Raw genomic sequence first — 12,868 nt, forward strand, 5'->3', positions numbered from 1 at the left:
TGGGCACCGACCGAGCCACCGTGATGGCGACGGTCGCGCGAGCCGATCCGTCGGCGGCGAACTCTCCGGATGTCTTGGCCGCCTTGATTCCCCCGTTGTCCGAAGTGCCGGTGATGGTGTAGCCGCCGGGACCGTCGATCATCCGTTGCACATAAACAGTCACGTTGCCCGAGGCTCCGTGCGCGATGTCGACGACGGCCGGCGAAACATTCACGGTCACCGCCGAACTGCCCGCGCCGAATGATGGCGGCGCGGAGGAGTCGCTGGTGCCCCAGGCCTTGTTGGGCCGAGGAGAAAGGTAGAACGCCACCTCGCCGCCGGTCTGGATGATCGACTCCGGAAGATAGGTCTGATCGGTGGGACGCCCGTCGATGTGAACGCTCTTGATGTACTTCATGCGGTTGGGCCCGGATGCGCCCGGCGCGGATATCTGAATGAATTTGCCTGCGGGCAGCGCGATTACGATGCGATCGAAAAGCGGTGTGTTCACGGTGAGGATCGACGTTCCCGGTGTGCTCGGGTACAAGCCGAGGGCAGCCCACACGTACCAGCTGGACATCGCGCCGAGGTCGTCGTTGCCTGGCTCGCCATCGGGTGTGGGAGTGAACAATTCGCTACGCACCCGGTCGACCAAGACCTGGGTCTTCCACGGTTGACCGATGTAGTTGTACAGCCACGGCACGTCGAAACCCGGCTCGTTACCAGCCCACAGGTACGGCTCCTCGGGACCCGCATTGAGCTGCTCGGTGAAGCGGTCGAGCCGGTCTCCCACCGCTTTTCGGCCACCGAGGGCAGTCACCAGGCCTGTGATGTTCTGCGGCACATACCAGACGTATTGCTCCGCGTTACCCTCGTCGAATCCGAGCTGGCTGAAGCAGCCCGGGGCGGGCTCCACGACCCCGGGGCCCTCAGGAAACAAGCCCATGGCATCACGCGGCGAGATGTAGCGGGTGGTGGGGTTGAACAGGTTCTGCCAGTACTGTGCCCGGTTCTCGAATTTGGCGGCGATCGCGGAATCGCCTAGTGCGTCAGCGAATCGGGAGATGGCGAAGTCGTCGACCGACCACTCCAAGGTGATCGAGGCACCGGGGATCGCGCCACCGCTGCAGGAGTCCGCCGTCTCGGGAAGGTAGCCGCTTTGTAGATAGGTGGCGATTCCCGGTCGCTCCACGTAACCGTTGAGCCCGACGCCGCCTTTGGTGGCGGCGTTGACCATGTAGCGCAACGCGGCGTGGACGTCAAAATCCTTGGCGCCAAAGGCGTAGAAGTTCACCATCAACGGGACGACGCTGTCGCCGGTCATCTCGGCGGTCGCGGTATTCGCCAGTGCCCAGCGCGGAAACGACCCGCTCTGCTCCGCGTCGTTCACCAGCGATTGGGCCATGTCGCTGGCTTGCTCCGGGAACAGCAATCCGTGTAGCGCGCCAAGTCCCCGGTAGGTGTCCCAGTCGGAGAAGTTGGTGTACTGGGCGTGCCCCGGGGCCACCGTGTGAACGTCGCGATCGAATCCGATATAACGACCGTCGACGTCGTTAAAGGTGTTGGGATTCAACAGCGAATGGTAAAGCGCGGTGTAGAACGTCTCGACGTCGGCGTTATCGGCGCTGGCGATCGAGATGCGGGACAGCTTGCCGTTCCACTCGCGCGATGCGGCGCCGCGGACGTCGTCGAAGTTGGCTTTGCCCTCGGCGGCGAGGTTGGCTCGCGCTCCGTCGAGACTGACATAGGACAGCGCAGTCCGAACCTCGATTCGCGAGCCCGCCGGGAATCCCACGTATCCCCCGCTGGACCCGGTGTAACTCGAATACGCGCTGCGGCCATCGGCAAAGACGGAGTCACCATCCCAGGTGCCGTAGGACGTGAACGGCCGGCTGAACTTCATCGCGAAGTACACCGTGTAGACGTTGTCCTTGCCGCAGAAGCCGCCGCTGGTCGCCGATCCCGTGATCGTCGTGTTGTCGTCGCCAATCTGAATGTTCGCGGCGGAGGTACCGCCAAGCGAAGCTCCGGAATTCATATAGAACAGCGCGGGCCGACCGTTGCCGGGGTAGGTGAACCGACCCACGCCGGTGTGGGTGGTCGCGGTGAGCTCTGCGGTCACTCCCGTTGCGGGAAACCGCACTGTGTAGTAGCCGGGCACACCGACCTCGGTGTCGTCGTGGGCGATCTCCTCGGTGATGTCCCAGGGCTCGGAGCCGATCGGGGTGGTGGTCGGCAGCATCGAGATGTCACCGAACGCTGCACACCCCACCGACGCGTGCGTCATGCTGAATCCGGTGGCGTGTCGATTGCCGTGGTCGTAGCCCGCGTAGTTGCCGGCGGTGTCCGGCGAGTACTGCACCATCCCGAACGGCACAGAGGCGCCGGGGAAGTTGTTGATCTCTCCCACCCGCTGGCCACCCGTCCCGGTACCGATCAGCGTGTCGACGTGGTCGACGGGATTCGCGACGATGGCCGGCGCATCGTAGGACGTGGGCACCGCGCTGGCCAGCATCACGCTGACCAGCAGAACCGCCCCCAAGAGGGCGGCGAGGCGCCTTCGTGACCACATCGCTATCTCTTCCCGGCATGGACGTTACCGCCTGCCACCACAAGCTCGGCTTAGCCGCACCGTGGAGCGCCGCAGCATCGGGCGAAGGCGGCCAGATTTCTCAACCATTAGGGGCCTCCTCGATGCGATATCGCACCCAGCCCATGCCCCAGCCGTTGATACGGGTGGGACTCGCGTCGCACTCAGCCGAACCACACCGGATTTGTCAACGCGACCATTGCACCGAGCGGGCGCCGCTGCGCCTCTCGCACCTCCAGTCGCGCGAAGCAGGCCGACGCGGCGTCGAGTTCCCATTGCAGCCGGGCGGACGGACCAACCGTCGCCTGTCGCACCCGGCCCGCAGCAGTGATCAGGGCGACGTTCGTGCCCGGGGCTCCGCTGATCACGGCGGTCACCGTCACCGATGCGCCAGGCGCTACCGGAAGTGTCTGCCCGGGACCGGCCACGCAGCCGTCGCTGCTCGCAGTCAGCTGCAGGGCGACATCGCATGATCGAGCGAGGTACGAACGGCCGCTGCGCAGCCCGCCGACAATTGCGGGTGCTGACAACTCACCCGCGTGCACGACCGTCTGCGGCGAGCCGACCTGCTGGTGTTCGCCGTGCGAGTCACTGCCGCCGACGGCCACGACGCGCCGGCGCTGCCGCAGCAGCCGCTGCCAAATACGAAGCGACAGTTCATCATCGAGATTCCACCGGCCGTTCCATACCTCCAGCGCGTCCACGTGGTCGAAGCCGAACTCCCACGCTGACCCCGGCAGCGGCACGGACGGGTGGGCAGCGACCACCAAGCCGCCGGCTTCGCGAACCTCGGCGGCGAAACGCGGAAACACCCCGTCGCTTGGGCCATATCGCCAGTCGACCCAGCCGTGCGGTGACAGGCCGACCGCGAGCCAGTGCCCGTGGCGAGTGGTGACCTCCTCGCCGGGAATCACCAGCAGGCCGCCGGTGCTGCACGCCGGCCATGCCCGGTTGGCGGAGTTCGTATTGTGGTCGGTCGAGACAATGAAATCCAGCCCATTGGCCTGCGCCGCCGTCGCCAGTTCGCCCAGATCAAGGACGCCGTCGGAGTGCACGGTGTGCAGATGCAGGTCCCCGCGATACCAGCGCGCGCCGCAGACCGACGGCGGCGACGGAAACGCGGCCACGGGCTCGCACTCCGCCCCGGGTTCCCCGCGTTCCATAGCGACGTGCACTTCCCACGCCATGCCCCAAGGGCTTAGCACCACCGGACCAAGCGCCACGGCCCACTCACCGGGCTCGATCGGGCCGGCCAGGTAGCCCGGGGTGGCGGAATTGCTTGCGATGGTGAAGCTGTCACGCGCGTCGCCCGACCAGCCTCGAAATCCCGCTGCATTACCCAAGTCGTAGCCGGCCGGACCAAAGATACCTAGATCCAGTACATTTCGGGCCACTCCGCCGGCGCCGAAGTTCGAGTGCGACCTGCTAACTCGAATACGCTGCACACCGAACGGCACCTCGAACGGCAGGTAAGCCCATCGGTAGATGCCAAACCCAAACCGGCCAGCGAACGTAACCTCGATCGCACCGGGCGCAACTGTCGCGATGCCCATGGCTGCCAGCATCCGCTACAAGGGAGTAACCACTCGTTACATCGACACGAACACCGGCCGTCGGGCCGCTTGCAATCAGTGGCTCAGCCCGGAAGCCGCCGGAACGAGTGGCGACCATGAACACGGTTTGACTGCGCGACAGGGTGCCCGCGGGGGGCGCTTTCCATCGTAATTGCGGCGGATTGCTCAATCATGACGACCACACTTCCTTGTCGTGCAACTTCTTTCGGACAGGCGTGGACCAAACGATACGGCTGGAACAGCCACAGCCGGTGGCAATTCGGCGAGCCGATTCGAACCTACTGCGGCTGGACCTTATTCGAAAGTCCGAGCAGGCGCTCGGCGTTGAGGTGGGCGATCTTTTCTTTGTCGGCCGGGTTGATGGGCAACTGCTCGAGGAATTGCCGACCGGATTTCATGCTGCCGAACGGATAGTCGGCGGTGAACACAACCCGGTCAATGCCGATCACGTTGACCATGGCCTGATAGGCGTTGAACGACAGGCTCCAACTCGGATCCGTTGCGCCCGGCTCTTGGTTCGCAAAGTCGCCGGCGAGGATGCCGCCGTAGAAGTTCTCCCGCAGGTACTCCTTGACGGTGCGTTTGAGGCCACTCTCGGCTACCGGAAACGCGTAGTCCGCTCGCCACGCCATCCAACTCAGCGCCTCGAACTGGTGGCCGACGATGAGCTGTAGTCGGGGAAACCGGTCGAACACCCCGCCGAGGATCAGCCGGAGGCAGTGGATCCCGGTGTCGATGTGCCAGCCGGCCCCCGCGATCGACAACATCGCCGACACCCCCGGGGAGAAGCCTTTGTAGCAGGCGTCGATCACCGGTTGCGGCGGCACGGTGGGATGCAGATAGATCGGCACGCCGAGCGTTTCGGCGGATTCGAACACCGGCCAGAAGAACTTGTCGTCGAGGTAGCGGCCGTTGACGTGCCCATTGATCAGCGCACCCACAAACCCGTGATCGCGCACGGCACGCTCCAGTTCGGCAGCGGCGGCCTTCGGGTCGCCCATCGGCAGGGTCGCAAAGCCGAGGAACCGGGCGCGATGTTGGGTTACCGCGGCTGCCACGGCGTCGTTGGCCTTGCTGGCCAGTTCCACCGCCAGCGGCACCTCGACGGCCTCTGCGCCGGGAACATTGGACAGAATCTGCACGTCGATGCCGGCCGCGTCCATCGCGGCAATCCGACCTTCGCCAATATCGAGAATGCCGGTCGGCCACCCGCCGTCGGCGTCGCTGTCCTCGAAGTGGCCGTTGCGCACCTCGCCGAACAATTTGCGCGGGTTGTTCGGATTCGCTTCGGCGATTGCCGGAAGCACGTAGTGCTCCTCGAAAGCAATGATCTTCATGACATCCACTCAACCACTACTTCCCGATGGGACTTTGGACTACTGATCAAGGGCCCTACGGCGCAGGCATCCGAGGCAAACGACCCTCGTCGGCGACAGTGCCGGACGCGAAACATCGCAGACGGTTAGTCAGCTTTCACTTCGCTGATCAGGGAGTTCGTTATGGCCTCGTCCGGCCGTCACCGCACCGGGGGCCGGTATCAACGCCATGAACTGATCGCGGCGGTTGGCGCGGCGGTGTTGTTGGTGGTCATCGCCGTGCTGTCGACCTGGGCGCATCACAGTTTGCCCACCGCGCGGCTGGCTCCATCGAACACCGGGACAGCTCTGCCCGCGAGCGCAGCGCCTGCTCTGCCGCTGGATTCCCGCTCGCTCGGCGAGCTGTTGCGCGCATGGCTCGACGAAGCCGAGCCGTCGATCGATTCTCTGGGCATCGCAGGAGACAACGTCGTCGCCGCTGCGAGTCGAGGCGACATCGCCGGGACGCGGGCAGCCTGCCAAACGGCCCGTGACGCGCTGGCGAATGCCCAGCAGCACCTGCCGAGTCCGGACTCAGCGCTGAATACCGCCCTGCAGCAGGCATTCGATGACTACCGGGCTGGGATCGGCTACTGCATCTCGGGGACGCAAAACCAGGACCCCATCGACATCGGGAAGGGCGCAGGCTTCATCAGTCAGGGAAAGATCGAGCTGCAGAAAGCATTTGACATTATCGAGGAGGACCTGTCCTCCGACTCTGCAGTGCTGACTGCGTAGCTCAGGTGCTTCAGAGCTGGTAACCGATCAGCCGGTGGTATGAACGATCAATACGTCGATCTTCGCCCTGTTGGCGACAGCCCCGGGGATCGAGAACACCCGCCCGACGATCGCGGATCGCGCGTCCAGTCCCACATTGCCGACCACCAGCAGATCGGCACCGACCTCCTCGGCGAGCTCAACGAGCGCATGCACCGGAGCGTCTTTGATCGGCCGGTCCTCGATGTTCTTCGCCCCAGCCGCCCTTGCTCGGTCGCGAGCATCATGCAACATCGCATAGATCGGCGCGTTGCCCCGCACCTTGTAGCCCTCTTCCCCGAGGACGTCGGCCGCTCGCTTATCGTCCTCGTGGGTGAAGTAGCCGGTCCCAATGATCAGCTTCGCGTTCGAGTCGGCGGCAATTTTCGCCGCACGTTCGACCGCGCGCAGTGACGACTCCGAGCCATCAGTGCCGACCAGCACAGTCTGATAGGTCGTCATTTGCCCTCCGCAGCGTCGTTTGCAATGCCTACCGGAGACAGTAACTCGCCAATTCAGCAGACCCTGAAAATTTCGCGAAATGCAATTGGATGAGGTCGGCAGATCCTCGCGGGACTATGGCGATATCGGCCATATCCAGCGCGAACAGTCGGTACGGTCTTCATAGCGGTCCCCTTCCTTGGGTGTTCGTGGTGGTTCGTCCGAAGACCTACCGTTCGGTAGGCCCCAGGTGGGGACCGCCACCTCAAATTCCACGAAGACCGGGACGACCTCGCTAAGGAGGTACTTGGTGTTAAACAGCAGGACGGTCCACAACAACGCGCTTTCTCAACAACGCGTGCAGGATGCCGAGCTATTGAAAAAGTCGGGTGTGCACAAGCTCATCATCACTGACCGCGAAGGCAACTGCTTAGCGTTCGTATTGGCTTGGGACAGCTTCGACTATGACGCTGAGACCGATACCTATGTGTGCGTTGCCGACAGTGATGGCAGAGAACTCATGACCATGTTCACCGCCGGTGAAATTAAGTCGGCACCGGGTGCGAACATGTACGTCGTCACTGCACCCGATGGGTTCCGTGGCTCAAGGGCGTTGCAGGCCCTATGACCGACCGGGCATCAGGCAACCACCAACCTTGACGGGTCCAGTGCCAGGCCTGTGGGTCTAGCCGGCGCAAGCCAGGTTAGGGGATACTCCTTTCTCGAAGTATAATAGACCGTCCGTACGGTTAGTTACTTCGGAGGGTTGCGATGCCCCGATCGCCCGGCAGGCGCAGCGAGATTCTCGACGCGTTTGTCCGATATGTCGCCGAACGTGGCTACGACAGAACGAATCTCGGCGACATCGCCGACGAACTCGGCATGTCTAAAGGCACCATCGTTCATCACTTTGGAACCAAAGCGCAGATGTTGCGGGAGCTTGAAGAAACCCACCTGGCCTGCCAGCTCGATGCACTACGGATGGTGTGGGACCGCCTGACCTCGCCGCATGAACGCATTGCCGCGATGATTTATGCCTCCGCACTACTACAGGTCATCGCTCGCAACGCGACGGTAGCGAGCCAGCGCGAGGTAGTTCAGCTGTCCGATGACCCGGCGATGCAGCAAGTGCGTAAGCTGCGCCATCAACTGCAAACGCTCACGATTGACGAGATCCGCAATGGGATAGAAAGCGGTGTATTCCGAAGTGTGGACGCCGAATTGGCGGCACTGCAGCTGTGGGGATCGCTGCAGTGGATGTGGGTGTGGTTCGACCCCGTCGGTTCCCGGACACCCGAACAAGTCGGGGCTGCTTTCGTCGACGTGTTCCTCGGCGGGCTGCTGCTCGACCGCTTGGGGCTGAGCAAGTGGGCGAACCCTTCCACCGACATCGTCTCGGTGGTGCGCGAATGCCTTGCCGCGGTAACGAGCGCGACAGGTTGACCGCATAGCCGCACAATCCGTCACGCACGCCAGCAGCACGCATGCCAGCACTTAGTCGTAACGGCGGGCAAGTGACTGTACGTATAGTCGGGAATTTGCTAAAAGTGCGCGCTCTCTCAAGTACGCTGGGGCAACCGATCAACGCGCGCCGGCAATGGCCGAGGGCGCTAAAACCCCTGGTAGTGGCGAGAAAGCTGGTACCGCAGCGGTGGATATCGGGGTGGTCCCATAGGAAACCCGTGGCGATTTTTTCCTTTATTGACTGTACGGACGGTCTAATGCAATAGTTACTGCGTGACGCAAACGAGCGCGACACCGAGCCAGAGTCCGGGGACCGAGACTGTCGGCCGCGAGGATGATGTGGTCGATTGGCACCGGGAATCAGGCGGTGGCCGAGCCCGCGGGTCCCACCAAGAACCCTTGCGCCGCAACGTGGAGCGACGAAGTCAGGAATTTGCGTCGTTCACGCGTAGCTCGAGAAGTATTCTCGCGAAGCGCTTTTCGCAGCATCGCCGCCCTGTGAGCAAGCAGCTCGAAACGTTGCGATTAGGCGCCCCAGTCGATTTCCACACTGACCCGAAGCTGCGCCAATGACTACTTCACACCTGATTACCGGCAAAATAACCGACCGGATCCGGCCAGGGACGGAGGTGGTCGGCGGGTTCTTCCGGATGAGCGTGCTGACCGCCAAAGCCCTGACGAAGCCGTTCGAATGGCGCGAGTTCATCTTGAATGGCTGGTTCCTGATGCGGGTGTCGCTGCTGCCCACCATCGCGGTGGCCATCCCGGAAACCGTGCTGCTCATCTTCACGATCAACATCCTGATAGCGGAATTCGGCGCCGCCGACGTCTCCGGTGCTACTGCCGCGATCGGCGCGGTCACCCAGCTCGGCCCGATTGTGACGGTGCTGGTGGTCGCCGGTGCCGGGTCGACGGCCATCTGCGCCGACCTCGGCGCCCGCACCATCCGCGAGGAGATCGACGCGCTCGAGGTGCTCGGCATCGACCCGATCCACCGGCTGGTGGTGCCCCGCGTCGTCGCCTCGACAGCCGTCGCGGTGCTGCTCAACGGCCTCGTGGTCGCCGTCGGCCTGGCGGGCGGCTACCTCTTCAGCGTGTACCTGCAGAACGTGTCGAGCGGTGCCTACCTCTCCACGTTGACAGCGCTCACCGGCCTGCCCGAGGTGGTGATCGCGATTATCAAGGCCGCGACGTTCGGGCTGATCGCCGGCCTGGTCGGCTGTTACCGCGGGCTGATCGTCCGCGGCGGGTCCAAAGGTCTGGGCACTGCCGTCAACGAGACGGTGGTGCTGTGTTTCATCGCGCTGTTCGCGGTGAACGCGGCGCTGACCACCATCGGTGTCCGGTTCGGAACGGGGCGCTGACATGGCTACGGCTACCGCGGCCACCGCACCGCGTGCCCACTTCCCGCGGGCAGCCGCCACCCTCAGTCGATACCGCCACGCCCCGGCCCGGCAACTGACCGAGGTCGGGCAGATGATCTGGTTCGCACTAAGCGCAGCCGGGCTGATCCCGTTCGCTGTGCACCGCTACCGCAAAGAGCTGCTGAAGCTGGTTGCCCAGATGGGGATGGGTACCGGCGCGATGGCCGTGGTCGGTGGCACCGTCGCCATCGTCAGCTTCATCACCCTGTCCACGGGCTCACTGGTCGCCATCCAGGGCTTCGCCTCGCTGGGCAACATCGGTGTCGAGGCATTCACCGCATTTTTGGCCGCGATGATCAATGTGCGGTTTGTGGCGCCGGTGGCCTCCGGTCAGGCGCTGGCCGCCACCGTCGGCGCCGGTGCCACCGCCGAACTGGGCGCCATGCGCATCAGCGAAGAGATCGACGCGCTGGAGGTGATGGGCATCAAGTCAATCGCTTACCTGGCGTCCACCCGGATCCTGGCGGGTTTCGTCGTCATCATCCCGCTCTACGCGTTGGGAATCACCATGACCTTCCTGTCCGCGCAGGTCACCACGGTTTTCCTGTACGGACAGTCCATCGGTACCTACAACCACTACTTCCAGACATTCGTGCGCCTTAACGACGTGGGCTGGTCGTTCGCGGAGGTGATCCTCGTTGCGGTGGTCGTGATGACCACCCACTGCTACTACGGCTACAACGCCAGCGGCGGGCCGGTCGGCGTCGGTGAAGCGGTCGGCCGGTCGATGCGGCTGTCGTTGATCACGATCGTCGTCGTGGTCGTTCTGACCGCGATGGCGGTCTACGGCAAAAACCCGAACTTCAACCTCACGGTGTAACCGTCATGACGACCCCGGCGAAGGAGAACCCGCCACGTATCCCGCCCTATAAGACGGCGGCTGTGGTGTTCTTGTTTGTCGCCGCGTTGGTGTTGGCGTTCGTGTGGCTGCAGTTTCGGGGGCAGCTCACGCCGAAGACACCCTTGACGATGGTGGCTGCCCGGGCGGGTCTGGTGATGGATCCGGGGTCAAAGGTCACCTACAACGGGGTGGAAATCGGCCGGGTGGCCCACATTTCGGAGATCCAGCGTGACGGCAAGCCGGCGGCCAAGATCGTCATGGATGTGAATCCGAAGTACATCAGCCTGATTCCGGCCAATGTGGACGCCAACATCAGGGGGACCACGGTATTCGGCGGCAAGTATGTGTCGTTGACCTCGCCGAAACATCCTGCGCCGCAGCGCATCAACCCGCAGCACGTGATCGATATTAGGTCGGTGACGACGGAGTTCAACACGCTGTTCGAGACGATTACCTTGATCGCGGAGAAGGTGGATCCGGTCAAGCTGAACCTGACGTTGGCCGCGGCCGCGGAGGCGTTGAACGGGTTGGGTGACAAGTTCGGACAGTCGATCGTCAACGGCAACGCCATCCTCGACGAGATCAATCCGCGAATGCCACAGATCCGCCATGACATTCAGCAACTGGCCGCGCTCGGCGACACCTACGCCAACGCCGCACCGGATCTGTTCGACTCCCTCAGCAATGCGGTGATCACGGCGCGCACGCTGCACCGGCAGGAAGCCGATCTGGATGCCGCGTTGTTGGCCGCGACCGGGTTGGGCAACACCGGCGCAGACATCTTCCGCCGGGGCGGGCCCTACCTGCAGCGGGGGGTCGCCGATCTGGTGCCCACCGCCCAGCTGCTCGACACCTACAGTCCCGAGATCTTCTGCACCATCCGCGGCTACCACGACGAAGAACCGCTGGCCGGTGCGACGGTCGGCAGCGGCAACGGCTACGCGCTAAGAACCATGACCGAGCTGATGTCAGGGTTGGGAGGCATCTTGACGCTCCCGGGGTTGGTCGGCGCGGTAGGCACAATGGGACTCCTGGGGCTGGCCGGACTGGTGGGCGGGGCGCCGAATCCCTACGTCTATCCGGACAATCTGCCGCGGGTGAACGCTCGCGGTGGGCCGGGCGGTGCGCCCGGTTGCTGGCAGACCATCACCCGTGATCTGTGGCCCGCGCCCGAGTTGGTGATGGATACCGGCGCCAGTCTCGCGCCGTATAACCACGTAGATACCGGCTCACCGTACGCAATCGAGTACGTCTGGGGCCGTCAAGTCGGGGACAACACGATCAACCCATGAAAATCACTGGCACCGCTATCAGACTCGGCATCATCTCGTTGGTGCTGCTGCTGATCACCGTGTCCATCATCGTGGTGTTCGGTCAGATGCGCTTCAACCGCACCAACAGCTATTCCGCGGAGTTCAGCAATGCCACCGGGTTGCGCGACGGTCAGTTCGTCCGCGCCTCCGGAGTGGAGATCGGCAAGGTCAAGAAGGTACGGCTGGTCGACGGCGGCAAGCGGGTACGGGTGGACTTCGATGTCGACCGCTCGCTACCGCTTTATCAGTCGACGACCGCGCAGATCCGCTATCTCGACATAATCGGTGACCGGTACGTGGAGCTCAACCGCGGCGAGGGTGAGGGCGCAGACCGGGTGCTGCCGCCGGGCGGACTCATCCCGATGTCGCGAACTTCACCGGCGCTGGACCTCGACGCGCTGATCGGTGGTTTCAAGCCGCTGTTCCGGGCGCTCGATCCGGAAAAGGTCAACACCATCGTGTCGGCCATCATCACCGTGTTTCAGGGTCAGGGCGGCACCATCAACGACATCCTCGACCAGACCGCGGAAGTCACCTCGCATCTGGCCGAGCGTGACCAAGCGATCGGCGAGGTGGTCAAGAACCTCAACATCGTGCTTGACACCACTGTCAAACACCGGAAGGAGTTCGACGAGACCGTCGACAACTTCGAGAAACTGATCACCGGGCTGAAGAACAACGCCGACCCGCTGGCCGCCGGCACCGCAAACATCAGCAACGCCGCGGGAACAGTAGCCGACCTGCTGGCCGACAACCGCGCTCTGCTGCACAAGGAGATCAACTACCTGCAGGGTCTTCAGCAGCCGCTCGTCGACCAAAGTGATCAGCTGGGCGATCTGATCCACAAGTTGCCAACCGCGCTCAACCTGATCGGACGCAGCATCGGCCTCTACGGAGACTGGGTGAACTTCTACTTGTGCGACCTCACGATCAAGTGGAACGGCCTACAGGCCGGCGGCCCCGTCCGCACGGTCAGGATCTGGCAGCAGCCCACGGGTAGGTGCACGCCGCAATGAGAACACTGACGGAATTCAACCGCGGTCGCGTCGGGCTCATGGGCATCGCCGTGCTGGTGCTCGTCGTCCTCGTCGGCCAAAGCTTCACCAGCGTCCCGATGCTGTTTGCCAGTCC

Annotated in this window: 12 protein-coding genes; 8 read left to right on the top strand and 4 right to left on the bottom strand. The window is 63.5% G+C overall.

Going from position 1 to position 12,868, the window contains the following annotated elements:
* From VEI45_RS06990 to VEI45_RS07000, 3 genes are all read right to left on the bottom strand, one after another.
* Nucleotides 1-2,551, bottom strand: a 2,551-nt coding sequence (locus VEI45_RS06990) for a GH92 family glycosyl hydrolase (protein ID WP_324851428.1), incomplete at its 3' end; no start/stop codon positions are given.
* 182 nt (nucleotides 2,552-2,733) lie between these two features.
* Nucleotides 2,734-4,122, bottom strand: coding sequence for a CehA/McbA family metallohydrolase (locus VEI45_RS06995; protein WP_324851430.1), 1,389 nt, complete (start codon nucleotides 4,120-4,122; stop codon nucleotides 2,734-2,736).
* 299 nt (nucleotides 4,123-4,421) lie between these two features.
* Nucleotides 4,422-5,480 carry an amidohydrolase family protein gene (locus tag VEI45_RS07000; protein WP_324851432.1) on the bottom strand — a complete coding sequence of 353 codons (1,059 nt, stop codon included), beginning with the start codon at nucleotides 5,478-5,480 and terminating at the stop codon, nucleotides 4,422-4,424.
* 162 nt (nucleotides 5,481-5,642) lie between these two features.
* On the opposite strand from VEI45_RS07000, the gene VEI45_RS07005 reads away from it, so the two are divergent.
* Nucleotides 5,643-6,236 (top strand): hypothetical protein, encoded by a 594-nt coding sequence (locus VEI45_RS07005; RefSeq protein WP_324851434.1) that lies wholly within the window; start codon nucleotides 5,643-5,645, stop codon nucleotides 6,234-6,236.
* Between the two features lie 27 nt (nucleotides 6,237-6,263).
* On the opposite strand, the gene VEI45_RS07010 is transcribed toward VEI45_RS07005, so the two are convergent.
* Nucleotides 6,264-6,716, bottom strand: coding sequence for a universal stress protein (locus tag VEI45_RS07010; RefSeq protein WP_324851436.1), 453 nt, complete (start codon nucleotides 6,714-6,716; stop codon nucleotides 6,264-6,266).
* A 289-nt stretch (nucleotides 6,717-7,005) separates the two neighbouring features.
* Between VEI45_RS07010 and VEI45_RS07015 the strand changes: the two genes are divergently transcribed.
* From VEI45_RS07015 to VEI45_RS07045, 7 genes are all read left to right on the top strand, one after another.
* Nucleotides 7,006-7,323, top strand: coding sequence for a hypothetical protein (locus tag VEI45_RS07015; protein WP_324851438.1), 318 nt, complete (start codon nucleotides 7,006-7,008; stop codon nucleotides 7,321-7,323).
* Nucleotides 7,324-7,466: 143 nt separating this feature from the next.
* Entirely contained in the window at nucleotides 7,467-8,138 is a 672-nt protein-coding gene (locus VEI45_RS07020; RefSeq protein WP_324851440.1) for a TetR/AcrR family transcriptional regulator, read from the top strand.
* Nucleotides 8,139-8,728: 590 nt separating this feature from the next.
* Entirely contained in the window at nucleotides 8,729-9,523 is a 795-nt protein-coding gene (locus VEI45_RS07025; RefSeq protein WP_324851442.1) for an ABC transporter permease, read from the top strand.
* A gap of 1 nt (nucleotide 9,524) precedes the next feature.
* The gene (locus VEI45_RS07030; protein WP_324851444.1) at nucleotides 9,525-10,403 is read left to right on the top strand and encodes an ABC transporter permease; all 879 of its coding nucleotides are present in this window, start codon (nucleotides 9,525-9,527) and stop codon (nucleotides 10,401-10,403) included.
* Nucleotides 10,404-10,408: 5 nt separating this feature from the next.
* A complete protein-coding gene (locus tag VEI45_RS07035; RefSeq protein WP_324851446.1) occupies nucleotides 10,409-11,716 on the top strand; it encodes an MCE family protein in 1,308 nt (435 codons plus the stop codon).
* Entirely contained in the window at nucleotides 11,713-12,753 is a 1,041-nt protein-coding gene (locus tag VEI45_RS07040) for a virulence factor Mce family protein (RefSeq protein WP_324851448.1), read from the top strand. Before VEI45_RS07035 ends, VEI45_RS07040 begins: the two co-directional genes overlap by 4 nt.
* A partial coding sequence (locus VEI45_RS07045; RefSeq protein ID WP_324851450.1) for a hypothetical protein occupies nucleotides 12,750-12,868 on the top strand: 119 nt, incomplete at its 3' end. The genes VEI45_RS07040 and VEI45_RS07045, both read left to right, overlap by 4 nt.

The organism is Mycobacterium sp. (assembly GCF_035623875.1).
GTDB lineage: Bacteria > Actinomycetota > Actinomycetes > Mycobacteriales > Mycobacteriaceae > Mycobacterium.

What these genes read in the sequence shown, in the direction of transcription:
- VEI45_RS06995 (WP_324851430.1), bottom strand. Translation starts at nt 4,122, where the DNA reads ATGGGCATCGCGACAGTTGCGCCCGGTGCGATCGAGGTTACGTTCGCT.
- VEI45_RS07000 (WP_324851432.1), bottom strand. Translation starts at nt 5,480, where the DNA reads ATGAAGATCATTGCTTTCGAGGAGCACTACGTGCTTCCGGCAATCGCC.
- VEI45_RS07005 (WP_324851434.1), top strand. Translation starts at nt 5,643, where the DNA reads ATGGCCTCGTCCGGCCGTCACCGCACCGGGGGCCGGTATCAACGCCAT.
- VEI45_RS07010 (WP_324851436.1), bottom strand. Translation starts at nt 6,716, where the DNA reads ATGACGACCTATCAGACTGTGCTGGTCGGCACTGATGGCTCGGAGTCG.
- VEI45_RS07020 (WP_324851440.1), top strand. Translation starts at nt 7,467, where the DNA reads ATGCCCCGATCGCCCGGCAGGCGCAGCGAGATTCTCGACGCGTTTGTC.
- VEI45_RS07025 (WP_324851442.1), top strand. Translation starts at nt 8,729, where the DNA reads ATGACTACTTCACACCTGATTACCGGCAAAATAACCGACCGGATCCGG.
- VEI45_RS07030 (WP_324851444.1), top strand. Translation starts at nt 9,525, where the DNA reads ATGGCTACGGCTACCGCGGCCACCGCACCGCGTGCCCACTTCCCGCGG.
- VEI45_RS07035 (WP_324851446.1), top strand. Translation starts at nt 10,409, where the DNA reads ATGACGACCCCGGCGAAGGAGAACCCGCCACGTATCCCGCCCTATAAG.
- VEI45_RS07040 (WP_324851448.1), top strand. Translation starts at nt 11,713, where the DNA reads ATGAAAATCACTGGCACCGCTATCAGACTCGGCATCATCTCGTTGGTG.